This is a genomic window from Candidatus Saccharibacteria bacterium (genome assembly GCA_034521515.1).
GTDB lineage: Bacteria > Patescibacteriota > Saccharimonadia > Saccharimonadales > JAXHMH01 > JAXHMH01.
The window spans coordinates 500,824-524,885 of record JAXHMH010000002.1 but is presented as its reverse complement, the minus strand read 5'-3'; the positions used below and the strand labels follow the sequence as shown (position 1 = coordinate 524,885).

23 protein-coding genes are annotated in these 24,062 nt (G+C 47.0%); 8 read left to right on the top strand and 15 right to left on the bottom strand.

Annotated features, from left to right (window positions below):
• Positions 1-15: 15 nt before the first annotated feature.
• The 9 genes from U5K77_02725 to tsaE all read right to left on the bottom strand — a co-directional run bounded on the left by U5K77_02725 (position 16) and on the right by tsaE (position 12,865).
• Positions 16-951 carry a DUF916 domain-containing protein gene (locus U5K77_02725; GenBank protein ID MDZ7744653.1) on the bottom strand — a complete coding sequence of 312 codons (936 nt, stop codon included), beginning with the start codon at positions 949-951 and terminating at the stop codon, positions 16-18.
• Between the two features lie 79 nt (positions 952-1,030).
• Positions 1,031-2,119: a hypothetical protein gene (locus U5K77_02720; GenBank protein ID MDZ7744652.1), complete on the bottom strand. Its 1,089-nt coding sequence runs from the start codon at positions 2,117-2,119 to the stop codon at positions 1,031-1,033.
• Positions 2,120-2,173: 54 nt separating this feature from the next.
• Positions 2,174-3,148: a hypothetical protein gene (locus U5K77_02715; protein MDZ7744651.1), complete on the bottom strand. Its 975-nt coding sequence runs from the start codon at positions 3,146-3,148 to the stop codon at positions 2,174-2,176.
• A gap of 9 nt (positions 3,149-3,157) precedes the next feature.
• Positions 3,158-9,133, bottom strand: coding sequence for a DUF2341 domain-containing protein (locus U5K77_02710; GenBank protein MDZ7744650.1), 5,976 nt, complete (start codon positions 9,131-9,133; stop codon positions 3,158-3,160).
• Positions 9,134-9,202: 69 nt separating this feature from the next.
• Positions 9,203-10,000: a TIGR00282 family metallophosphoesterase gene (locus U5K77_02705; protein MDZ7744649.1), complete on the bottom strand. Its 798-nt coding sequence runs from the start codon at positions 9,998-10,000 to the stop codon at positions 9,203-9,205.
• Complete coding sequence (locus U5K77_02700) at positions 9,997-10,320, bottom strand: nucleotide pyrophosphohydrolase (GenBank protein ID MDZ7744648.1); 324 nt, start codon at positions 10,318-10,320, stop codon at positions 9,997-9,999. Before U5K77_02700 ends, U5K77_02705 begins: the two co-directional genes overlap by 4 nt.
• A gap of 7 nt (positions 10,321-10,327) precedes the next feature.
• A complete protein-coding gene (rny, locus tag U5K77_02695) occupies positions 10,328-11,842 on the bottom strand; it encodes a ribonuclease Y (GenBank protein MDZ7744647.1) in 1,515 nt (504 codons plus the stop codon).
• 181 nt (positions 11,843-12,023) lie between these two features.
• Entirely contained in the window at positions 12,024-12,416 is a 393-nt protein-coding gene (tsaB, locus tag U5K77_02690; protein MDZ7744646.1) for a tRNA (adenosine(37)-N6)-threonylcarbamoyltransferase complex dimerization subunit type 1 TsaB, read from the bottom strand.
• Positions 12,413-12,865, bottom strand: a complete 453-nt coding sequence (gene tsaE / locus U5K77_02685) for a tRNA (adenosine(37)-N6)-threonylcarbamoyltransferase complex ATPase subunit type 1 TsaE (GenBank protein MDZ7744645.1) — start codon at positions 12,863-12,865, stop codon at positions 12,413-12,415. The genes tsaB and tsaE overlap by 4 nt, the downstream gene beginning before the upstream one ends.
• Before the next feature lie 52 nt (positions 12,866-12,917).
• On the opposite strand from tsaE, the gene U5K77_02680 reads away from it, so the two are divergent.
• Positions 12,918-13,451 (top strand): hypothetical protein, encoded by a 534-nt coding sequence (locus U5K77_02680; GenBank protein MDZ7744644.1) that lies wholly within the window; start codon positions 12,918-12,920, stop codon positions 13,449-13,451.
• Between the two features lie 167 nt (positions 13,452-13,618).
• Here the strand turns inward: U5K77_02680 and U5K77_02675 are convergent, their stop codons facing one another.
• Genes U5K77_02675 through recA form a run of 4 tightly spaced genes read right to left on the bottom strand, consistent with a single transcriptional unit; the run spans position 13,619 to position 15,939 of the window.
• Positions 13,619-14,215 (bottom strand): RecX family transcriptional regulator, encoded by a 597-nt coding sequence (locus U5K77_02675; GenBank protein MDZ7744643.1) that lies wholly within the window; start codon positions 14,213-14,215, stop codon positions 13,619-13,621.
• Positions 14,212-14,730, bottom strand: coding sequence for an NUDIX domain-containing protein (locus U5K77_02670; protein ID MDZ7744642.1), 519 nt, complete (start codon positions 14,728-14,730; stop codon positions 14,212-14,214). Before U5K77_02670 ends, U5K77_02675 begins: the two co-directional genes overlap by 4 nt.
• 28 nt (positions 14,731-14,758) lie before the next feature.
• Positions 14,759-14,905 carry a hypothetical protein gene (locus tag U5K77_02665; GenBank protein ID MDZ7744641.1) on the bottom strand — a complete coding sequence of 49 codons (147 nt, stop codon included), beginning with the start codon at positions 14,903-14,905 and terminating at the stop codon, positions 14,759-14,761.
• A gap of 2 nt (positions 14,906-14,907) precedes the next feature.
• Positions 14,908-15,939, bottom strand: a complete 1,032-nt coding sequence (gene recA / locus U5K77_02660) for a recombinase RecA (protein MDZ7744640.1) — start codon at positions 15,937-15,939, stop codon at positions 14,908-14,910.
• A 118-nt stretch (positions 15,940-16,057) separates the two neighbouring features.
• Here recA and U5K77_02655 point away from each other — a divergent pair, with 118 nt between their 5' ends.
• The 7 genes from U5K77_02655 (at position 16,058) to U5K77_02625 (ending at position 22,384) form a co-directional block, all read left to right on the top strand.
• A complete protein-coding gene (locus tag U5K77_02655; protein ID MDZ7744639.1) occupies positions 16,058-17,812 on the top strand; it encodes a GspE/PulE family protein in 1,755 nt (584 codons plus the stop codon).
• A 4-nt stretch (positions 17,813-17,816) separates the two neighbouring features.
• Positions 17,817-19,043 (top strand): type II secretion system F family protein, encoded by a 1,227-nt coding sequence (locus tag U5K77_02650; GenBank protein MDZ7744638.1) that lies wholly within the window; start codon positions 17,817-17,819, stop codon positions 19,041-19,043.
• A 106-nt stretch (positions 19,044-19,149) separates the two neighbouring features.
• On the top strand, positions 19,150-19,653 hold the full coding sequence (locus U5K77_02645; GenBank protein ID MDZ7744637.1) for a prepilin-type N-terminal cleavage/methylation domain-containing protein: 504 nt from the start codon (positions 19,150-19,152) through the stop codon (positions 19,651-19,653).
• A 141-nt stretch (positions 19,654-19,794) separates the two neighbouring features.
• Positions 19,795-20,856 carry a type IV pilus assembly protein PilM gene (gene pilM / locus U5K77_02640; GenBank protein ID MDZ7744636.1) on the top strand — a complete coding sequence of 354 codons (1,062 nt, stop codon included), beginning with the start codon at positions 19,795-19,797 and terminating at the stop codon, positions 20,854-20,856.
• Positions 20,853-21,449 (top strand): hypothetical protein, encoded by a 597-nt coding sequence (locus U5K77_02635; protein ID MDZ7744635.1) that lies wholly within the window; start codon positions 20,853-20,855, stop codon positions 21,447-21,449. Before pilM ends, U5K77_02635 begins: the two co-directional genes overlap by 4 nt.
• On the top strand, positions 21,446-22,045 hold the full coding sequence (locus U5K77_02630; GenBank protein ID MDZ7744634.1) for a hypothetical protein: 600 nt from the start codon (positions 21,446-21,448) through the stop codon (positions 22,043-22,045). The genes U5K77_02635 and U5K77_02630 overlap by 4 nt, the downstream gene beginning before the upstream one ends.
• Before the next feature lie 42 nt (positions 22,046-22,087).
• A complete protein-coding gene (locus U5K77_02625) occupies positions 22,088-22,384 on the top strand; it encodes a hypothetical protein (protein ID MDZ7744633.1) in 297 nt (98 codons plus the stop codon).
• A gap of 15 nt (positions 22,385-22,399) precedes the next feature.
• Here the strand turns inward: U5K77_02625 and ruvB are convergent, their stop codons facing one another.
• Both ruvB and ruvA read right to left on the bottom strand, forming a co-directional pair.
• The gene (ruvB, locus tag U5K77_02620) at positions 22,400-23,437 is read right to left on the bottom strand and encodes a Holliday junction branch migration DNA helicase RuvB (protein MDZ7744632.1); all 1,038 of its coding nucleotides are present in this window, start codon (positions 23,435-23,437) and stop codon (positions 22,400-22,402) included.
• Positions 23,434-24,015 carry a Holliday junction branch migration protein RuvA gene (ruvA, locus tag U5K77_02615; protein MDZ7744631.1) on the bottom strand — a complete coding sequence of 194 codons (582 nt, stop codon included), beginning with the start codon at positions 24,013-24,015 and terminating at the stop codon, positions 23,434-23,436. The genes ruvB and ruvA overlap by 4 nt, the downstream gene beginning before the upstream one ends.
• Between the last annotated feature and the right edge of the window lie 47 nt (positions 24,016-24,062).

Sequence of the window (24,062 nt, the reverse complement as noted above, 5' to 3'; positions counted from 1 at the left end):
GTTGCTTAAAAGGTCTTAGTTTTTGCCCGCTAATACTCTGAAAGCTTCGCGGAAACGATCACGGTAGCGATAGCCAACATAAACTAAGACTCCAATAATAGCCACACCAACCAAAGCCTGCCTAATAGGGAACATAACAAAATTAGTGCTGCTTATCACTATTGCGTTATCACCCCCGTATACCAAGCTCAAGTTAGCTGTATAGCGGCCGAAGCGCAACCCCGAATCTTCCCACGCTGTATCAATCTTTCGGATTGAATCCGGTAGAACATTGCGCTCATCGAGCGCGACACTGGCAACCTCATTACCAAGCATATCGTTAATCGTAATAGTACCCCGTGGTTTTACGTGCACATTACCGCTGTTTTCTATACGTGTTTCAAGTGTGACCGGACCGTTATCATAAAAGCCAAACTCGCTCTCGAAGCTCGCAACATCAAGCTGCTCACGGATGTCACCAGCTACACGCACCAGTAATAACGATCCTATTTCTTGTCCGACAGATGCTCCAGCTTGTCCCTCTTCAAGAGGAGTTGGGTCAGTCTTGAACACCAGTGAACCAAAATGTCCACCTGGTTCGGCGTTTGCAGGAACTGAAACCGTAAAATCAAATTCCTGTGAACCACGCGCCGGGATTGTCGTTTGTCCAGCGTCAACCTCTACCCAGGAAGCCAGCGAATAAGAAGTATCGTCTTCGGTTAAATCAACACCTCCCTCTTCACCAAGCGCCGTAAAATTACGTCTATCAACCAGAACTGTTTGCGGTTCATCGCTTAAGTTAGAGACTTTTATGGTATTAGTGACTGTGTCGCCCGGGTTAGCGGACAGCTCAAATAACGGAGGTGAGATGCTAAGTGTTAGTCTGTCATTTTGAGCTTGTACGACTGCATAGGAAAAAATGCCCAGCAAAATGACTAACGCACCGATAAATACTGTATGTTTCCGTCCCATATAGTTCCTAATGAGGTTATTGTAAATAAGAAAACGTAGCCGAGCAAGTTTCGGCTACGAATTTTAAGTTGCAATTGATTTAGTAAGCCGGAACAGCTGTGTAAATAACAGTGGTGGTATATGTACCAGCTGGTGTATCAGTATCAACGCCAGCCTGGAATCCAACTCGTGTTGTTTCTGTGCCAGTGATTGATGTTGCACTTGTGGCAACTGGAGCATTAGTCGTTGTAAAACCTGCCCAGAGGTTTGTGCCAAATAAATCATCTGTGGTGTAACCAAACGCTTCTGTTCCTGCTGCTGAGAAGGATGTCGGTGTGCCGTTTGTACCAGTATGATTTGTTATTTCGTCACTTGATGCGTTAGTTAGCGGATCGGTGTAGCGAGCATAGATGTTGTAGCCGTTCTGGGCGTTAGTGCCGATTTCTAGATCTTGAGCAGCTATGCCATTGCTACCGATCGTGACCTGGCCAAATGGAACGGTCGTTGCAGTTGTCGTAACTGTCGTAGTTGCACCATTCACAGACTGCGAATCAGCCACACCTGCTACCGTAAAAGTAAAGCTTGGGTCAACAGTCAAACTGACTTGCTGGCCATCTGTGTAGATAAATTGTACGGTTGTTGACTCCACCAGAGTTGAACATGCGGCATCGGAGTACGTACTAAAGACTCCGAAATACCCAGTGTCTTCGACAGTGCCGTTATCTACACCACCCCAAACAATGTTCCCACTTGCACTCGGGGTTTCACCAGTTGCGTACGTAGCACGTAAGGTGTGTCCGGCGCTGGCAGTGTTATCTACTGCCCAATTGCCTGTGTCGATAAGTGTACTAGAACTGAGTGATGAACCTGATGTATCTAGACCAGTAATCGCACCTGTACCATCGGAGTTCGCACCGAGGTCAAGTTCAATACACTGCAGAGATGTCCCTGCAAGTGTGCTCGTGTTAAACGTATAATCTGTTGTTTGGCTTGGGCGTGAATCATCCAGCAACAGTGACGATTCTGTGGGTATTGCCTGCACAAAACTTACTGTTCCGAGTACCATTACTGTTGTTAGCCCAAACGCAACAACTCTATTAAATTTCTGTATCCCCTGCATTGTAAAACCCCCACGGTTCTTATTTTCTATGGCCAATCTCATCGCGCAATGCGCAGTCCCTACTAGCATAAGATGTCTCCTTCATAAGCGCAACCTTTTTTGGCACTGTAAAATTTACTGCGCTCACCCTCTAAAAGCCTTACAAGCGGCTGGTAATCGTTGGCGTACTTTTATAAGCCAGCCAAGAATACTCGCTAAAATGACGATCCCTAAAACTGGCAACCATTGCACTACCAAAAAATACCGTTGCCCACTTTCTAGTACCGTTCCATCCTCCCCGTAACTGGCTTCGATTTGTGCAGAGTATATACCTATCAGCGATGGACTTCTCCACTGAGCACGCAATATTTTTTGTGTATTTGGCAACACCACACGAGGCTGCACGGGTACTTCCCCAAGCGTGTCACCAAAAATATTTTTCACTGTCACCCGTGTTGTAGGAGAAATGTGAATCGTACCTTGGTTTAGAAACTCCGCCGTGATCGGCACATGACGTGACCACTGCAATCTACCTACACTAGGCTCTTGCAGTTCGACATCATATATGGCATCACCAGAAACGGTAATAAACACCAGTATCCCTACCCGAGAAGCGATACTTGCCCCACTAGACATTTCGGTTGCTGGCACGAGCGGCTCAAGCACAATCGTCGCATAATGTCCGCCTGGTTCTGCAGACTCAGGTACAGAAATCTTTGCAGTCAGTTGACGCTGCTCACCTGCATTTAAAATATTGTCGGGCTCATCAACGCTGACCCACTGAGCGGCATCAAAACTATCGGTCTTGGTGTCGTCAATAATTTGTTCGTTGGGATACAACGGCTGGGTGCCGATGTTCAGTGGCACAGGGGTTTTAGTAATATTATTAACATAGAACTCTTTATCTCGTGACTCGCCCGGATCAAGCGTTAACTCAATCAATGCTGGGCTAACAGAAAGCCCCGATCCTGAAACTTCCATGTTATCGCCTACTTGTGCAAATATTAATCTTGGCTGACTGCATACATACATAACAGCGCTCAACATAACCACACAAAACAACGCAATCCTAAAAAGTACACGGGGTTGATGCGAGAAAAAGTTCATAACAACAATCATACGCCTCGGTTAGTAATCGGCTGTCACTGTGTAATAAATTGTCGTGGAGTAGAAACCAGCTGGCTGGTCTTCTGGGGCAACCACCCGGTGCGTGATTGTAAACTCCTCGTCCTGTATAGATACACCAGTTGTGTTGTCGGTGTTATCAGCCACAATATCGCCAGGCGCAAGCGTGGTAAATGGAGCAAACAATGTTCCATCGCCAAACTTATTGGAACCTTGCACATTGGTATCGCTTGAGGTGTAGCCGTACCCCCAGGTACTGCTATCCTCCCAGGCAACCGGAGAAGCATACGACCCTGCGCTAAACCATGGAAGATCATGCGACCCATTTGCGTTGAGTTGCCCTGTTGCTCGAGCCCGAACCGTATAGCCAGCGTAGGCATTCGTGGAGGTCGTAAGCGTGACATCCTCAGAATCTGTGCGGTCATTACTGGCACCAAGATTCTCAAATGTAATGTTTGAAGTCGATACACTAAAACTCAGCGTCGGTAAAACATATTGACCATCGGAACTCACTACCGCTGTATTGCCAGCAACATCTGTAGCCCGAATGTTCGTGTAGTAAACGTGGTTTGTCTGGAGCTCTAGACTGCTGATAGTAAACGAGGTATCCGTACCGACATCCGTCCAATCAACTGTGTCTGTACCACCCGGCGTTGTACCGATTGAATATTCATAGCCAACCGTTCCTGATACATCAAAGTCAAAGCCTTCCCAGTTCGCCGACAGTGTATCTAGTGACCCATCATTAAACATCATGTCCTCTCCAAGGTCATCGCCATCGTATACACTCCCACTAGTTGGTGCAGTTGTGTCTATCCCAAAGTCACGCTCCTCTTCTGGGTTACTACCAAAGTTTACCCAGCTCGAGTAGAGGCCGCCTTGGTCACGCACCCGAGCTTGCCAATGATAGCTATCCGCATCCGCCAGGTTAAGCGCTGCGGTTAATGTTGGAATCTCGCCAGAAATGAGCGTTCGCTCTTCTTCTTCGGAAGGCAATGAATAGTACGTACCGGAAATCGGTCGGTCAACTGTCGTGTCGGGCAATGTCCACCCAATCTGAACATGGTCACCACCAGCTCCTTCATTGTAATTGGCTTCAATGTAGTAATACTGGTCTGCTTCAAGCGTGACGAGTGCAGATTGCTGCTCAGGGTACATTATCCACTCATCTACGCCAGACCAGCCAGGTACGGAAGCTATAGTTGTGACATTTGCCGGGTTCACATCTGTACTTATGCGCAGCTCAGCATTATCGTCGGCCGACAACCAAAATGTGTAATCACCATCTTGTGGTGGGCAAATCAAGGCCGACAGACGACCACCATACGTATCATCAATATTTACTGGACCCTCCAGCGAACCGCCACTTATCGTTTGATTTGAACTAGGACTATTCGGGAAAGCCGGAGCTGCATAGAGTGATGCAATGTCTGTGCCGGCTACTCCATCATACTTTTCAAATAGCGCATTCCCGGTTGGGTCACACTCGTAAATCGGAGCTTGGTACTCCACGGGTTCACCACAGTCATTCTGCACATCCAAGAAGCTGATACCGATTGGGCGAGCTTCAACACAGAGCTCTAAGTCACCTGTTGCATCAAAATCAGTCGCACTGGCTGTAAAGCGTACTGAGCTTTCATTCGTCCAATCACCAACCGCTAAAGGCGAGGTATCGGTCTTGGTTTGAGCCAAAGCCCACGGTTCATTCGGCGCAAAGTTGGGTTCTGTCTCCCACGAAACTGACCAGCTCTGTAAATATGGCGTACCTGCGACATCTGACAATGTAGCCTGTATACAAATTTGGTCATATGTTGTCGTGTTAAGCCCTGATAAGTCAATTGATCCATCTGTTGCGTCAAAGCCAACGGTGTTTCCTGCTAGATCTCCATTCGGAATCTGTGTATCGCAGGCTGTGGATAAACTATGATACAGGCGTAATTTGATATCACCATTTGTTTCATTTGACGTAAACGACGCCTCACCCCAAGTCTGCGGGCTCCGTGCGTAGTCATAAAAGATTTCTGATGACATAATCGTTGCATCATCTGCTGTTTCAGCACGTATCTCTACCGCTCCAGCAACCATATTTTCTAGGGTCCCGTCTCCTGTCCAGTTTAGTCCTATTCCGGCGTCACCGACACGATATTGGGATTGCGCGCGGGCATTTGTGCCCCCACCGGTATCAATATTTGCAAACGTTGTATAGCCACTTGTGCCTGCAATATCTGTCCCTCGCCTCGTGGCAATACCGCCAATTACGAGCGAGCTTGTTTGCGGAGTAGCAGGAAAGCCCATCGACAGCGTGGTTGCTGCGGTTGTCGCTGTAATCGTCTGAATTACCGGGTCGGATGTGTCAAAACCATCCGCCACTTGCAATACATAATGCACTTGGTTTGGGGTATTAGCGCTGTAATTAACGGTAATGGTACCAGAGCCTGGACTTGCCGTTGTCACAGCAGTATAAATTGAATACCTGTAAAAGGTATTGCTCGTACCGAGTTGTGTGGTGCGCTGCGTAAACCCGCCCACTGTGCCAAAGGTGCTCGTCACGGCATTATGCGTGTGTGTTGTAGTACTGCCGGTGCCCACCAGCACAACTATCAAGGCGTTGCCGGCCGGCGAGACACTCGCGGTTGTTGCAGATGCCTGATTGGTTGTCGACGTATATGTCGTCAATTGTGTCGGGTTAGTAATCCCTGATCCGACCGCGCCCAACACCACATCATCACCGTCAACAACCGTATCAGTGAGCTCATTTGTGGCAAATTGCGCTCCATCTGCTTGATACCAACTCATCTCATCCTCTGTACTGCTGTAGGTAAAGCTCCATGGGTCACAGCAGGCGTTGTCTGTAGACCAGTTGCCCCAGGTCGTGCCTCCGTCGGCGGAGGCTCGGACACGGACGTAGTAGGTTGCATTATCGGTAGTGGGGAGACTTGGAGAAAGACTATTGGCAGGGATATTGTATTGGTCGTTGGTGATGTAGGCACCGGTGGTTGTTTGGGTGTAGCTGGTGCCAGAGAAGTCAGATTCGGTGTTGAGTTCTAACTGGATTTGGTTGTAGTTGTCATCTGCAGGAGTTGAGACACGGAAGGTAGGCGTTTGAGTATCTATACGGCTGTTGTTAAAGGCCAGTTGGGTGGAGCCACCTGAGTCGTGGAGAGTGGGGGTTTGGGGGACGGCGGGCAAGAACCTCTCCCAGCGTATGCCCCAGCTTTGCAGCACGGGCGATCCACCGTCTTCTGTGAGCGTAGCCTCGAGGCAAAGCTGTTGATACGTACTGCTATCAAGCCCCGTTATGTCGACTGGCGAAGTCGTGAAACCAGTGCTGTTTCCGCTTAGATCTGTGTCGGAAACCAGTGCATCACATGTACCGGAATCTGAGTACAGCAACCGCATTTCTATTGACCCATTAGACTCATCAGACTCCCAGACCATTTCGTCCCACGTGAGAGCACTTGGAACGCTTGAATAATTGATTGGTTCTGAAGTAACACTGCCAGTCGGAGCAAACGATACATCATAACGAACAATGACGACGCCAGAGCCACCATCACCGCCACCGCCACCGGTACCCTGCGAACCGCCACCACCTCCACCTGTACTTGTTACGCCACTCTGTGCTGAAGAGGTATCAGTTGACCCTGTACCACCACCGCCAGTACCGCCCGGCCCCCCGGTTGTACCAGCTGATGCGCCGCCACCACCAGCAAACCATCCAGCAGGTGATCCACCAACCGCAGAAAATTGAGAAAACTCTAAGCCTGCACCGCCCGAACCGCCAGCACTTGCCGTGCCCGCACCGCCTGCTGCACCGGCACCACCGCCACCGCCGCCACCAGCACCCACCGCATATATATCCGCTGTGCCGCCCTGACTACCAAATCCACCGGAGCTTGAACCTGGCTGCTGCGCAGCGCCACCTGACAGAGTAAGATTGTTCACTCCGGCACCACCACCAGACCCACCAGCTCCCCCGTTGGTATTCAAACCAGCACCGCCACCGCCGCCTATTCCGACAAGACTATCAAATGATGAGTTACTCCCTTGGCTGCCGTCTGCTCCAGAAGCTGCACCGCCAGCTCCACCGGTGCCTACGGTAACTGAATAACTCCCGCTATTGAGTGAAAAGTTTTCATCATGGACTAGTCCACCAGCGCCACCACCGCCACGACCAGCGTTTCCTGCTGAGCCAGCGCCACCACCGCCACCACCGACTACTAGCACCTCACCTGTTGACGAATCCCCAGTCACCGTCAAATTGCCATCGCTTGTAAAAACGTGATACCGGCTATCTCCAATGGTAGTAATGGTCCCGCCAGTTGCCGAAAACGAGCTTGCCGCTAATAGCACGCCATCATTCGTAACTGCAGCATCTAGCGTGCTTGTGTCAAACTGGACGTCTGTTTGCTGGAACCAACTCATCTCATCCTCTGTACTGCTGTAGGTAAAGCTCCATGGGTCACAGCAGGCGTTGTCTGTAGACCAGTTGCCCCAGGTCGTGCCTCCGTCGGCGGAGGCTCGGACACGGACGTAGTAGGTTGCATTATCGGTAGTGGGGAGACTTGGAGAAAGACTATTGGCAGGGATATTGTATTGGTCGTTGGTGATGTAGGCACCGGTGGTTGTTTGGGTGTAGCTGGTGCCAGAGAAGTCAGATTCGGTGTTGAGTTCTAACTGGATTTGGTTGTAGTTGTCATCTGCAGGAGTTGAGACACGGAAGGTAGGCGTTTGAGTATCTATACGGCTGTTGTTAAAGGCCAGTTGGGTGGAGCCACCTGAGTCGTGGAGAGTGGGGGTTTGGGGGACGGCGGGCGCCCGGTCTTCTTCGGGGCCAAAACCAATGTACGTCTCCGGGGCATTCATGTTGTTATACCCAGTCTGAATCCATGCTGAGCTCTGGGCTTGGTTGGCTATCCGTAGCTCATCAACATCACCCGCCATGTGCGTTTCCTGGGTTGGACTGTTACGGTACCCAAAACCACTACGCACCGGGTTCCCCGCCATAGTATTAAGCGATTGTCCGCTACAGTCGGTTGTCGAACCAACTTCTGTGCCATTTAAGAAACCTCGGACGGTTGTACCGTCAAACGTCAAAACGTAGTGGTTCCAGGTATTCAAGGATACCGTACCCCCAGCAAACCAACCCTCAGCACTACATGTCACCCCCCAAGTAGGGGCTCCGTTACTAACTGCGATTCTAAAGTTATAATTATTTCCCCACCCGATTTGCGACCCTTTCCATAGAACAGGGTTATGGTCTGGCGTCGTCCAACTTGTAAACCGCGCCCATGCTTCTGCTGTAAATGAATCCGCTAACTGCAAACTGGTATTATCAGCTATTTCGATGCGTTGCTGGTTATTGCCACCATACCCCCAGCCTCCGTTAATCCTGGAACTGGAGTTAAATGCTGGTGTCGTACCCAAAGGGATACCGTCGTTCCCGACGCTGGTTGAATCTGCCAAAAAATTCCCAGATCCTGATTGCTCTTGAAGGTGCTGCACCATAACATAATCGGCTGGCCAGACATTGTCCGGATCTTGTTGGTTCGTTGCCAGCTCATTACCGTAGTAGATGTACAATTCTGTCTCGATGGTCGCAGACAGGGATGGCAGTCGTACCCACGCATTCAAATCCCCAGTTTGGTCGTTATAACTCTCTAGTTCATACGCAAGCAGTGTTGTGCCGTCATCGAGCGTAAATACAATGTCGTTGGCATCTACATTTGCCACCCCGCCGCCAAAATCGGTACTCCGTAGGTCCGTGTCGGTAACTGATACCAAAATAGGAAAGTTCGCTAAATCACTCCCACCAGAGACCATTGTCTCATCGATCGTGATGAGCTTTCTGTGTTGCCAGTCGTCGTCCATCCAGGCGCCGTCAGCTGCTGATTGTGTGGCCGCAAAAAACGCTATTCCGAGCAATAGCGCCACCACCCCGACCTGACCTGCTACCCTCCGTAGCCACAACCACTTCATTGGTGTAATTATATCTGTTAAACAGTTTGAGGTCAAAGCTCTTCTGCTTTTTCTAAAAACAAAATGTGCCTAGGTAATGATGCGTTGGATGTGTTCAACGCTAATAGCGAAGCCGTTTTTATCCGCTTCGATGATTGTAGCATTAAATTGATGTGGTTTTTCGGTTGCCAGCTGATTTTTGGTGATAGTGCCGTCCTTCCAGCGCGGTATAACTGAGTCGAGCGACACACCTAAACTAGAATGCAAGCTGCCACACATACCAACGTCAGTCATGTGCGCCGTGCCTTTAGGTAGCACCATCGCATCAGCCGTAGGCACGTGCCAGTGATCGCCTATAACCGCCGTGACTCGTCCGTCTAAGTAATAGCCGATAATGCGCTTTTCGCTGCTGTAATCACCATGAAAATTAACTATAGTTGCTGCCCGCTCCACGTCTTTGTTTTCTTGTAAAATTTCATCAACTACAATCAGCGGGTTGTCGACTGGTTTGTCTGCATCGCGCCCGACAATTTTGCCGAGCAAACTAATGACTAAGATTTTGCCGTGCTTGCCTTCCAGATACTTCCAACCCCGACCTGGCGTACCAGCTGGATAGTTAGCCGGGCGTACCACCGGTTGCTGCGGGTCGTTTAGATAGTCCTTAAGCTCGTCCAGTTGAAGCGTCCAGTTACCACCAGTGCAAAAATCTACACCAATTCGCTGCAACCGCTGAAAGTCGGTTTTGGATAAACCTTTGCCGTCAGTTACGTTCTCCGCCTGCGCAACCACCACATCAACCTGGTGCTGTTTTTTAAGATCCGGCAACAACTTTTCAACGGTATTTATGCCAGTCTCGCCCATAATGTCGCCAACGTAGAGTATGTTCATTTTTTCTTGAACCGATCTTTATCCCGCACTAGCAACTTATCAATTGCCCGCTGCATGCCTTTATCTAGATCAATGCCTTCACTGTTTGCAAGGCAAATTACCGTCCATAACACATCAGCTAGTTCATCCTCTAAGTCATCAGCCTCTTCGGTAGTTTTCTTCGGCTTGTCACCATAACGATGGTTGACGATACGAGCTACCTCGCCGACTTCTTCGACCAACCGAGCAATGTTAGACAAAGGCTCCCAATACGGTTTTTCGTAATCCTGCAGAATGTCATCAATTTTTTGCTGTAAATCGGTTAATGAAGATGCACTCATAGGCTTATTACTTAGCGAACTCGATAGCGCGGGTTTCACGAATGACGTTGACCTTGATAGTACCTGGGTATTGCATGCTCGACTCAATCTTGGTAGCAATATCACGAGCCAGCTTAATCGCCGAAAGATCGTCGATGTCTTTAGGTCTCACAAATACGCGAACTTCGCGTCCGGCACTAATCGCGTACGACTTTTCGATACCGTCAAAACTATTGGCCACGTTTTCCAGCTCTTTCATGCGCTCCGCAAAATTCTCGGCGCTAATGTTGCGGGCACCAGGGCGCGCAGCACTTATAGCGTCAACAACTCGCACGATTAGCGCTTCGGTTGTGGTTGCCTCCATGTCGTCATGATGAGCTTCTGCGGCGTGGGCAATTTCTTCTGGAGCTCCGTATTTGCGCAGCATCTCACCAGATATATGGTGGTGCTTGCCTTCCATTTTGTGGGTTAAGGCTTTGCCGATATCGTGTACCAGTGCCGCGTATTTAGACGTCTTTACATCAGCCCCGACTTCTTCGGCAATGATTCCGGCAATATGCGCCATCTCGGTAGAGTGTTTAAGCACGTTCTGACCATAACTAGTACGGTATTTCAGCTCGCCAAGCAGCTGTAATATTTCTTTAGGAATACCGATAATACCAACCTCGCGGGCGGCATCTTCACCGGCTCTCATGACATCCTTTTGGACTTCTTTTTGAGCCTTTTCTAGAACTTCTTCAATGCGTCCAGGGTGAATACGGCCGTCCTTCATGAGTTTTTCTAGAGTCATACGAGCCACCTCACGGCGAATCGGATCAAAGCTGCTTAAGATAATCATGCCTGGTGTATCGTCAACCATGATATCAACGCCAGTAGCTCGCTGCAGCGCCTGGATGTTTCGGCCTTCTTTACCGATAATCCGACCCTTCATTTCTTCGTCTTCTAGCTTAATGGCGGACACGGTGCGTTCGGCCGTTACTTCACTGGCCATTCGTTCCATAGCACCAACTAAAATTGCACCGGCCTTTTCTTCCGCCAGATCCTTGGTATCATTTTGAATCTTGGAAACTAATCCGGTCAGATCGTCACGAATATCTCGTTCGGTCATCTTCATGAGTTTTTCCGACGCATCGGCTTTACTCAACTTGGCAATCTTCTCCAGTTTTTCTTGCTGACGAGTGCGTATATCACGAATCTCGTTCTTGAGCTCCTCAACTTCCGACTCGCCTTTGCGTAGAGCCTCGGCACGCTTGTCAATATCGTCTAGCTTCTTATCAAGGGCTTCTTCACGCCCAAGCAATCTTTGCTCAACCTCTTTAATTTCTTTACGTCGCGAAGTTTCTTCTTTACGCGCGGCTTCAGAGAGCTGTGCCGCTTCTTCGCGAGCTTCGTTGACTGCCTTTTCGGCTTCTTTCTTAGCTTTTTTTAATTCTTTATCGGCAGCTGCTTCGGCCGAGCCTAAGCGACGTTTTGTAACAATATTACTTGCACCAAAACCAACAACAGTACCTGCAGCCAAAAGCCCCAAGGTGATTGGATCCATAGTTTTTACCTTTCTATCGGTCTAAAGCCTTTTCTAGCAATCACTATCACTTCATTAGCTAAACAACGGCTCTAGGAAATCAAAAATTAATATAAATTGATCGGATGCTGCTCCCAAAAAATGACACGCTAGCAAATCCTGTATCTAATTATACGCCGGTTTTTCACGCTCGGTCAACGAGTTATTTTTTTGGTGTAGTAGTGCGAGCTGGTTGACCGTACTGTGGTTTGGCATACGAGCTGGTTCTAGTTGAAGCTAGGATATTAAAGCCAGTTGTTCGCCAATTATCGCCTGACGCGCCAACAACCGGAACCTGCAAACTGTAGGCAAGTGCATTGGCTACGCTAAAACCGATGCGTAAACCCGTGAAACTGCCTGGGCCTTCAAACACCACAATCGCTTGAATATCCGACCAATCTTTACTATGCTTTTGCAAAAGATTTGCAATTTTGCTGTGCAACGTTTCGGCTAACTGACGATGTGCCTGCCATAACTGATAGCCTAGTTCTTTCTCATCCTCGTACAAGCCAATTTCGGCTTCTGGTTTATCGGTGCGCATGGTCAAAATAATCATAGCTCCTCCATCAGGTACGCGAGTTGTTTGGGATACTCCAGAGTTATTACCCTAGAGTTATCACCAGAATTATCCAGAGTAATTTTAAGGCGTTTTTCTGGCAGAACGTGGGCGACCACTTCGCTCCACTCGACCACAACCACACCGCTTTCATCCTCTAACGAATCATCTAACTCGTGCGCGATAAGACCAGCCTCGTCCAATCTGTACAAGTCATAGTGGTAAATGCAAACTGATGGCGTATCGTACTGTTTGCTTATCGTAAACGTTGGGCTGGCAACCATGTCTGAGCTGCCGGCTCCACGAGCCAAGCCGCGCACAAATGTGGTTTTACCGCCACCTAAGTCGCTGCTTAGTTCAATGATTTCACCGCCACGCAATTGTTTGCCTATTTTCTCGGCAAGCTGCTCGGTATCTTGAGCCTTGTGGCTTTTAACCCGTTTTTGCATATTGTTATGATACCGCGTTTTTATTACGTGAACGAGAAGTTATACTAGATTTATGCTACGTCTTAGCAATACACTACTCAATAAACCCGTCATGAGCTTGCGTACCGGAGGTCAAGTGGCGACCGCAATCGAGCCAATCATTAATCCCAATAATCTAAAGATTGAGGGCTTTTATTGCCAAGACAACTTCAGCAAAAATAAGCTAGTGCTGCTCAGCCAAGATATACGTGACGTACTACCTCAGGGGTTTGCCGTAAACGACCACGAAGTTTTATCGGAGCCAGTTGAACTCATTCGCCTTAAAGAAACAATGGAGATTGACTTTAAACTGCTTGGCAAGCCTGTCGCAACAGTTCATAAAAAACGGATCGGTAAAGTAAATGATTATGCTGTTGAGGTAGAGACTATGTTTATTCAAAAACTCTATGTTTCGCAATCGATTCTAAAGTCACTTAATAATGGACAGCTGAGCGTTGATCGCAACCGGATTGTAGAGATAACCGGACGTAAAATTATTATAAAAGACCCTCTGGAGCCGATTAAGTCTGGCTCGCGAGCACCTGCCACAACGCCGGCAACTTCTTAAATTGACTTGGTTCTCCTCTATCCATTTTCGTCAAGGACAGTTTTGATGTCGTCGTAGTTGAAGCCTTGGCGGGCGAGGTATTGCATGCGGCTGCGCCTTATGAGAGGGGATATTCCCCTCTCATCGCGCCGAGCGCGGAATGAATCCGCGTCTCGGGCTGCTCTCCCCTAACTCATTTCCTCAAGGACAGTTTTGATGTCGTCGTAGTTGAAGCCTTGGCGGGCGAGGTATTGCATGAGTTTTAGTTTGTCGGGGTAGCGATCTCGTTTTTTGTCTACAATTTGCCGCAAGACCTCGCGTTCGTCGGTTTCGTCTTCTGATAATACTTCGTCGATGATGCTGCTGTTAATACGTTTTTGTTGTAATTCTTGGCGCAGTTTACGTTTGCTGGTGCTTTTAAGCAAACGGCGACTCTCTATCCAACGTCGGGCAAAGTCCATATCGTCTACATAACCTAAATTACTTAACTTGTTAAGTATTATGTCTATCGTTTCTTGATCGTTATCTTTGCGCTTTAGGTAATCCCTAAGCTCCCACTCGCTACGCGGGCGGCGTGACAATAAATCTAGAGTACGCATATAGGCTTTATCCTGCTGGGAGCTGCGTTTTAAATCCTGAACTTCTGATTCGGTAACTTCTTGCCCAACGCGCAAACCCAAATTTAACAGCTCGCTATCAGAAAACGAGCAAGCATACTTCTCGTCTACATAGACTGAGTACCTGTCATTTCTTTTAACCTGTTGTTTTATATCGGTAATTTTCATTTTGAGTAATACCGTTGTATTACGTCAGACAATCCGTCGGTGACTGAGTTTGGGTTTTTATTAATAAGTTGTTTGATTTTGTTGAGCGTAAACCAGCGAACTTCTGACACTTCTGCTTGGTTAATAGTAAATTTAGTGTCTTTCGATGCTGTAGCTTCATAGACCATATTGAATCGTTTCACGATTATCGAGCCATCTTGCTTGCCTTCAGTGTAATATTTTCCCAGTTCTTTGAGTTCTACATCCTTAAGACCTATTTCTTCACTCATTTCTCTTTTGGCAGCCGTCAAGTAATCCTCGCCTTCATCAACGTGCCCGGCGGCGGAATTATCCCATGCGCCTGGATACACTCGGCTATCCGCTGCGCGTTTCTGGAGTAGTATATCGCCATCAGAGCTGAGCACCATAACCCTGACAATCTGGTGAATCAACCCCTGTTCGTACACCTCATCAATCGGGACTGCTCCGAGGATTTTATCCTGCTCATCAACAATCTGTACAGGTGGCTGCGGCATACAATATACCCTCTACAAAATCCTTGCCTTAGTTTTCCCCAAGGATGATGTTATCTTCGCTGTCCCATATTTTGTCTTGGGGAGAGCTGTCTGGATCTGGAGCGTCAACCTCTTTAGACTGCGGTGTTTCAAATTCTTCCCCAGACCCTTGTGTAATTTTTTTCTCTTCATTCATAATTACTCCTCCTTTTCGGATTCCTTGATGACTTTATCGGCAATCTCTTTTAGGACTTTAGGATTTTCCTCAAGGTAGGTCTTGGCGGCTTCACGGCCCTGGCTAATCTTTTCACCGTTGTAGCTAAACCAGGCGCCGGATTTTTCCACGATACCTTTGTTTGTAGCAAGATCTAAAATATCACCGCTGGCACTGATGCCTTTGTTATACATGATATCGAACTCTGCCTGCCTAAACGGGGGTGCGACCTTGTTTTTGACTACTTTGACACGGGTTCGGTTGCCGATTATTTCTTCACCCTGCTTAATTTGGCTGGTTCGTCGGATGTCCATACGCACACTGGAGTAGAACTTCAACGCATTACCACCGGTTGTAGTTTCAGGATTTCCAAACATTACGCCAATCTTCATACGTATCTGGTTAATGAATATCACAGTGGTGTGCGAACGACTAATGACACCTGTCAGCTTACGTAACGCCTGGCTCATAAGCCGAGCTTGTAAGCCCATATGGCTGTCACCCATATCGCCTTCTATTTCTGCTCGTGGCACTAAAGCCGCGACTGAATCGACCACAATCAGATCAACTGCATTGGAACGTACCAGCGTCTCGGTAATCTCCAATGCCTGTTCGCCGTTATCAGGTTGCGATAAAAGCAAGTTTTCAGTGTCAACACCGATTCGACGCGCATAAGCCGGATCTAAAGCATGCTCTGCATCAATGAATGCCGCCGTACCACCTTGTTTTTGAATCTCTGCGATAGCATGTAGCGTAAGTGTTGTTTTGCCGGAGCTTTCCGGTCCGTAGACCTCAATAATACGGCCTTTGGGGATACCACCGCCCAGTGCTATATCCAGGCTGATTGATCCGGTCGGGATACAGTCAACCTCGGCCTTGTGTGCTTCGCCGAGCTTCATAATAGAACCCTTGCCGTACTGTTTCTCTATTGTCTCTAGAGCCAGCCCAAGTGCTTTACTCTTACCTTCTTGCGCTTTATCTTGTGCAGTAGTTTTTGCGGTATGCTTCGCAGACATATATATGTACCCTCCAACAATTAGTATCTACCAGTATAGACAACTATGCCTCAATATGACAATCGAAGGTTGGCTATAGTCTTTATGCTTTTATACCGTTATAATCAAGACTCAGATTATGCGAGTATCAGACGCTTTCGTTGAACAACTATTACGAGACACTAGTCGGGCAACAGACAGCCAGTTGTCTGATTTACGGGAGCGTGAAAAAAACGAGAAAAAACCAATGCAGGACTTAGCGATCGCTTCAAACCTTATATCGGAAAGCGACCTAACTAAAGCTTATGCCGAGGATATCGACGTACCGTTTGTTGAAATTGACCCAAAAACGCTTAAGAAAGAGGTTCTATACCTGATACCTGAACGAATTGCCCGGCAGTATAACGCCGTTGTGTTTGAAATTGACAAGGACGGTATCAAACACTTAGCACTGTCTGATCCAGATGATGTCCAAGCTATTAACTTTCTTCAAAAACAGCTTGGACCAGATCTTAAGATTTTTGTGGCTACCAAGACCAACATACTCGCCGCACTTGATCAATACCGCGGAAATATCAGCAACGAGATCAGTAAAGTAGTCTCTGAGGGCGGAGAAGGTGGTGAACTCGAAGAAGAAATTAGTGAAGAGGACTTGACCGAAGACTCGCCAATTGCACAAACCGTCAACCTAATCATTGAATACGCGGTAAAATCTGGGGCAAGTGACATTCATATCGAACCGCGCGATAAATACGTTCAAATCCGCTACCGAATCGACGGTGTACTACGTGAAGCCAACAAGTTACCAAAGCGCACTTTGGCTGCGCTAGTATCACGGATTAAAATCTTGTCCAACCTTAAGATTGATGAACGTCGAGCCCCGCAAGACGGACGTTTTAAAATTAACATGAACGGCCGTATATTTGCTTTCCGCGTTTCTACGTTACCTTTAACCGAGGGTGAGAAGGTAGTTATGCGAGTACTTGATGAATCAAGCGAACCACTATCACTCAAGCAGCTTGGATTCTGGGGTCTGGCTCTAGACAACATTAATAACGCCATAACTCAACCGCACGGTATGTTACTGGTTACTGGCCCGACCGGATCTGGTAAATCGACCACGCTGCACAGCGTTTTGAATATTCTCAATAAACCCGATGTCAACATCTCGACTGTTGAAGACCCGGTTGAATACCGCCTAGAGGGCGTGAATCAGACACAGGTTAACCCGATTGCCGGCATGACATTTGTCAACGGCTTACGCGCTCTTCTCCGTCAGGATCCTAATATTATTATGGTTGGCGAGATACGCGATAGCGATACCGCCGGTCTCGGCGTACAGGCAGCCTTGACCGGACACTTGGTCTTTAGCACCCTTCACACCAATAACGCAGCTACCTGCTTGCCTCGTTTACTTGATATGAATATAGAGCCGTTTTTGATTGCCAGTGTGGTACGAGCAGTGGTGGGTCAGCGCCTGGTTCGACGTTTAGTCCAAGAAGAGTGCGAAGAATACACGCCTGACGAAAAGGAGCGTAAAGAATTAGAAAGAGCCTTTGGTATTGAGGGTAATGACGGATGGAAACGAGTCATGACTCTTGCCGATCAAGCACGAGAGGTGTTTGATAAACCAAAAACCAACAAACTAACATTGTGGCGTCCAAAGAAAGACCTTGCCGAGGGACACAGCGGTTATCGGGGTCGGATGGGTATCTACGAGGTGCTGGATGTATCACCAGAAATCCAAAAGATGCTCGTTGCCAACGCCACCAGCGAGCAGATTCAAGAACAAGCCATTAAGGAAGGCATGATCACTATGCAATTGGATGGGTTAATAAAGGCCATGTTGGGTATGACTACGATTGAAGAAATATTACGAGTGACAAGAGAGTAGTTTGATGGCATCTTTTGAATACGTTGCAATCGACAAAACCGGCAAACGCGCTGCCGGTATTATTGAAGCTCAAGATAATGAGCAAGCTACACTACAATTACAACAGCGTGGGCTGCGCCCCGTTAAAGTAGCTGCTTCAAAAACAAGTCCTGACATACTGGCTAAGCTTGGTATAGGAGCAGGCAACAAAAAAATAAAGCTTAAAGATATGGTGATCTTCACTAGACAGCTCGCCACTATGATAAATGCTGGTGTACCGCTCGTTCGGTCTCTGGCGACTTTACAAACTCAAACAGAAAACCCCAACTTCAAACGCACAGTTAGTGATGTTACCAAAGACGTTGAGGGAGGTATGACGTTCGCTGACGCTCTAGAAAAGCATCCGCACGTATTTTCACCGGTATACATCAACATGGTTAGGGCTGGTGAAGCCGGAGGTATATTGGATGCGATACTAAAAAAACTCGCTACCCAACAAGAGAAAGATGCCGAGATACGCGGCAAGTTCAAAAGTGCACTTACCTATCCAACTATCTTGCTTACTATTACGTTTTCGGTGTTTATGATATTGATGATTTTTGTCATGCCCGGTATTGGCGAGATTATACTGGATCTTGGTGGCGAAAACGCCGAACTTCCGCCACTAACCGAGGTGATGCTTGGTATTAGTGATTTTATGGTCAATCAATGGTACGTAGTCCTGGGTGTCATATTTGGTGGTGGATTTATACTGCGCAAATACACCAAAACACCAGCTGGACGCATGAAGAAAGATAAATTTTTGCTACGCACGCCCATCTTAAAAACAATTGTCCGAAAAGTAGCAATTGCTCGTTTTGCCCGTATATTTGCCAGCCTTATGAGTGCCGGAGTTACTGTAATTGAATCTATCAACATCACTGCCAAGGCCATTGGTAACGCTGTTATTGAGGAAGAATTGACCGATGCTGCCAAAGAAGTCGCCAATGGCAAGCAACTTTCCACAAGTCTTAGCGAAAGCTCTGTGTTCCCGCCCATTGTCAGTCAAATGCTTGCCATAGGTGAAGAAACCGGCCAAACTGATGAGATTCTCGTAAAAGTTGCTGATTTTTACGAAGCAGAGGTTGACGCAACCGTTGATGCACTTAGCTCCATATTGGAACCAATTATGATTGTTATATTAGGTACCATGGTCGGATTGATTGCAATTAGTGTTATCGGCCCAATTAGCGACCTATCTAGCCAAATCTAAAAGTAGCCATAAAAACTATTGCACCAAGTGTAAGTTGTGCTACTGTATAAGCATAAGCCAAAGAGGCTTTACTAAGTCAAAAAATCTAAGGAGGGTGGGCATACCTATGTTCAAAACACTCAAAACAGTACAAAAAGGCTTCACGATTATCGAACTATTGATTGTGATTGCCATTATCGCCATTTTGGCGGGAATAGTTCTTAACAGCGTTCAAGGCGCACAGGCTAAGGCTCGTGATGCGCAGCGTGTTTCTAAAATTGGCAACATACAAACACACCTTGAGCAATACTACAATGAGGAAGGAGCCTACGTGGCACCGACCAACACGGAGCTTAACGATCCAAGTGATCTCTTTCCTGGCATCGATGCAGAAACTTTTGTTGACGCAGACGGTGATCTAATCACAGTCACTAATGTTGCTGACGAAGCTGCAGCCAACACTGCTATTGCCGGTGCTAATGCGCCAACCAATGATGATGAGTTTCAGCTCGTACTTTGGGATGATACATGTGTAACTAATTGTACTGGCTACTTGCTCGGAACCTACATAGAAGCACCCGGAGATGGTGGTTCAAATGTGGAAATTAAATCTGGTCTAAACAACGACTAATCAGATGTAACCAAACAACATTAAAACTCCGCCTGAAAACGGCGGAGTTTTAATTGTAAATACATACACGCCTTACGGTAGTCTTTGCTATACTAGACTATAATCGCTTATGCTTATAGATATATATTTGAACAACTAATTATGAATACACCTCTACTTTATAAAGACAAACCAATATTTGGCATTGACATCGGTTTTAGTAGCGTCAAAGTCATGCAACTAAGAACCCATGGCAAAAACCGAACAGTTACCGGTTACGGCGTGGCTCAATTTGACGAAAACGCAATAAAAGACGGTGTTATAACCGATCCTGAATCCATAGCAAAAAGCACGTTGAATTTGTTCAAAAACAAGATTGTTGGAGATATAACAAGCCATCGCGTTACCGTATCAATTCCGGCCACCAAAGCCTTTAGCCGCACGATGCAACTACCTAAACTTTCTCCAAAGGAGCTTGCTGAAGCTGTACGTTCCGAAGCTGAACAGTATATACCGCTACCAATAAACGATTTATACATTGACCATGAGATTACTCGCCGTAGAAGCGACGGTGTTGAACTGCTGGTTGTGGCGGTACCTAAAAAAGTGGTTGATTCTTACACGTTTCTAATGAGATTGCTTGGGTTAGAGGTTGTGGCTATTGAAACTACAATTGGATCCGGTAGCAGACTGTTTCTGGAGGCGGAAAAAAGTGATGTTCCGACGGTGTTGCTTGATTATGGTTCTATATCATCCGATATTACGATATTCGATAAAAGTTTAATAGTCACCGGTACCGTACCTGGCGGTGGCGATAGTTTTACTCACTTGATTGCCGATAAACTGGGTGTTACTAAACAGGAAGCTCACGTTATAAAGACTAAATACGGTCTTGGTGTCAGCAAAAAACAAAAAGAAATTATTAGCTGCCTCAAGCCACTTCTTGATCAACTTATTAAAGAAGTTAGACGCAACGTCCGGTACTATGAAGAGCGCGCGGAGAATGATAAAAAAATTGGCCAAATCGTAACTATGGGCGGCGGAGCTAACATGCCGGGTCTGTCTGATTATATGACCGACCAACTGCGCTTACCGGTACGTATGTGCGATCCCTGGGACAAAATTACCTTCGATAAGTTGCAGCCACCGCATGAAGTAGAGCGATCAATGTACATTACTGCGGCAGGCTTAGCGCTCATTAAACCGCAGGAGATATTTGCATGATAAACCTACTTCCTCCCGACTTACGAGAGAGTATTGCTTATGCACGTAAGAATTATTTCTTACTGCGTTGGTCAATCGCGACTTTTATCGGGTTTGTAGGAATCTTGGTTGTTATATCTGCTGGCTACTTTTATATGAATGTCCAAACTGATGCGTATGCTGCGCAAGTGGAACAAGGTAAAGATAACTTAACTCGTCAAGATCTCACCGAGACACAAGAACGAGTCCAAGAGATTGACAGTAGCATTCAACTTGCCCTACAGGTGTTATCACGTGAGATTCAATTTTCACAGCTTCTTCGCGCCATTGGCGGGATTATTCCATCCGGAGCAGCTCTACAAAGCTTAAGTATTAGTAACGTAGAGGGCGGACTTGACCTGCAAGTCGTTGCAGTAGACTTTCAGACCGCCACACAAGTTCAGGTTAACTTAGAAGATCCCAATAACCAGGTATTCTCTCAAGCTGACATCAATAATGTCAGTTGTTCAGAAAATCAGGACAGCCAGTACCCTTGCCAAGTGAGTGTCCGCGCTCTGTTTTCAGATGATAGTCCGTTTCTGTTTAGTAATGTCTCGGATGGGAGAAACGAATGACGAGTAAACGCTTGTATATGCTCCTTCTTGTTTTGTTGGCTATCCTTGGTGTTCTCAGTGTAAGTGGGGCTGTATACGGTAATGACTGGCTTAAGGAGCAGTCCGAGGAACTAAATACACTAAAAGCTCAAAGTGAAATGTTTGATGAGCAGCTTGTTTCGCTTGTACAAGCCAAACAAGACGTACAAACATACAGCGACCTTGAGACAGTAGCTCGTACGGTAGTTCCGCAAGAGAAGGATCAAGCGAGAACCGTCAGAGAAATAATTGCTTTAGCCGACAGTGCCGATGTTGGCATTGCCAGCATATCCTTTCCATCCTCAGAACTTGGATCCGATGACGCTCCAACCTCAAGTTCCGATGATGTTAGTATCACCCAACTTGAAAAGGTCGACGGAATCCCAAACCTATATCATATGAATATCAGCGTTCAGGGGGCAAATAGTGTTCCCTATGAAAGATTGTTAAATTTCTTAGAAAAGCTTGAACAGAACCGCCGTACTGCACAAGTAACCAACATTACCGTGAATCCGTCTACCGAAAACCGTAATAATGTTAATTTTAGTATTACACTGCAGGTCTATATAAAGCCATGATAAATTTACGCCGCATAATCACCAGTCCAGAAAGGTCAACTTATGAAGCTTGATATTTCTACAATACTCAACAAACTCACGCCTGTCATAGACATATTTAAGCGATACCATATGTTTCTGTTCATTATATGTTTTTTGGGCATATACACGTTTCTTGTTATGCAAATCAACACGCTTGTCCACAGCGATCCGCCAGCTCAGACCGCAACAGAGGCGGAATCGATAAAAAGACTGCAAGTTGACGAGGATGCCATTGAGCGAATTTTGGAACTTGAAGAACAAAACATAGAGATTCAAACACTTTTTGAGCAAGCACGCGAAAATCCGTTCAACGAATAGTCCTGCTTTGTCTGCTTAGTCTTCGAGTAAAGAGGCTTGCTCTGAGTCCTTTGGCTTTTTAATGCCTAGGTGTTTATAAGCTCGGTGAGTAACCTGTCGGCCGCGTGGCGTCCGCTCAAGTAGGCCGGACTGCATAAGAAAAGGTTCGTAAAAATCCTCTATTGTAGTGGTTTCGTCTCCGGTAAGTGCGGCAAGTGTGTTGAGTCCGACTGGTTTATTACCGTAATTTTCTATTATTTTACCAAGCAGATGCCTGTCTGCCGGATCAAGACCGAGTTCGTCTATTTCAAGCAAATTTAACGCTGCATTAGTAGTTGATTCATCAATTATACCGTCACCGTTTACATCAGCGTAATCTCGCACACGTTTAAGCAGCCGGTTGGCGACTCGCGGAGTCAAGCGAGCTCTGGTTGATAGTAGTGTTGCAGCTTCTGGATGGATTTTACTTTCTAGGATTTTGGCCGCTCTGGCTATAATTTGAGAAATCTGCTCTGGTGTATAAAATTCCAGCCGATGAATCATACCAAAACGATCGCGGAGCGGCGCAGCTAATGCACCGGTTCGGGTCGTAGCACCAATCAATGTAAACTTTGGAACATCCAGCCTTAAACTTCGGGCGCTTGGCCCCTTACCGAGCATGATGTCTATTTTGTAATCTTCCATAGCACTGTATAGAACTTCTTCGACGCTTCGATGAAGCCGGTGTATTTCATCAATAAACAGTACATCACCATCGGCCAAATTGGTCAGCAAGCTCGCCAGATCGCCTGCCCGCTCAATTGCCGGACCGCTAGTCACCCGTAAATTAGCCCCCATCTCGTTAGCGATCACTGTTGCCATAGTCGTTTTACCAAGGCCTGGCGGGCCATAAAGCAACACGTGATCGAGCGGTTCGCTGCGCTTTTTAGCAGCATCAATTGCCAGCTGTAGATTTTGCTTAAGTCTTTCTTGACCTACGTAACTAGCAAAGTCTCGCGGCCTCAGATTATTCTCTAGCTCCTGCTGCTCTGCATCACTTGTATCCGCCGTAGTATTGGTAATTCTCTCGATCATTTTTGACCTTTCAATGCCTGTTTAACCTTGTCTTCGGTCGGCAGGGAACTGTCAACTCCTTTAAGCGCAGCGACTGCGTCCTGCACGTCGTAGCCAAGTGCCATTAAGGCTTGCACCGCCTCGTCCTGTTCCGCTGTTGCCGTGCCGATAAACAAACTGTCTTCATTAGCCGTACTAAGTAGACCAACCTTGTTTTTTAACTCAATTACAATCCGTTCTGCAACTCGCTTACCTACCCCTTGTGCCGTTGTAATAAACTTAGTATCTCCAGCAGCAATTGCTTGCCTAACGTCATCAGCCGAGCCAATGCCCATAATTCCTAGAGCCATTTTGGGGCCTACACCGTTCACACCCAAAAGCTGCTCAAACAGCCGCATGGTGTCCATACTTGTAAAACCGAACAAATCATGAGCGGCTTCACGAATATGCTCATAAATATAAACCTTTATCTCGTCACCCTTGTTAAGCTTAGCGTAATCTTCTAGCGCAACCAGAACCCCATAGCCTACACCAGAAACGTCTATTACTATTTTATCCGAAAATTTTTCTGTAATCTTTCCTCTAAGTGTCGCAATCATAATTTCATTATCTCATCTTTTCCCCAATTCCAAGACCTGGTCTTGGA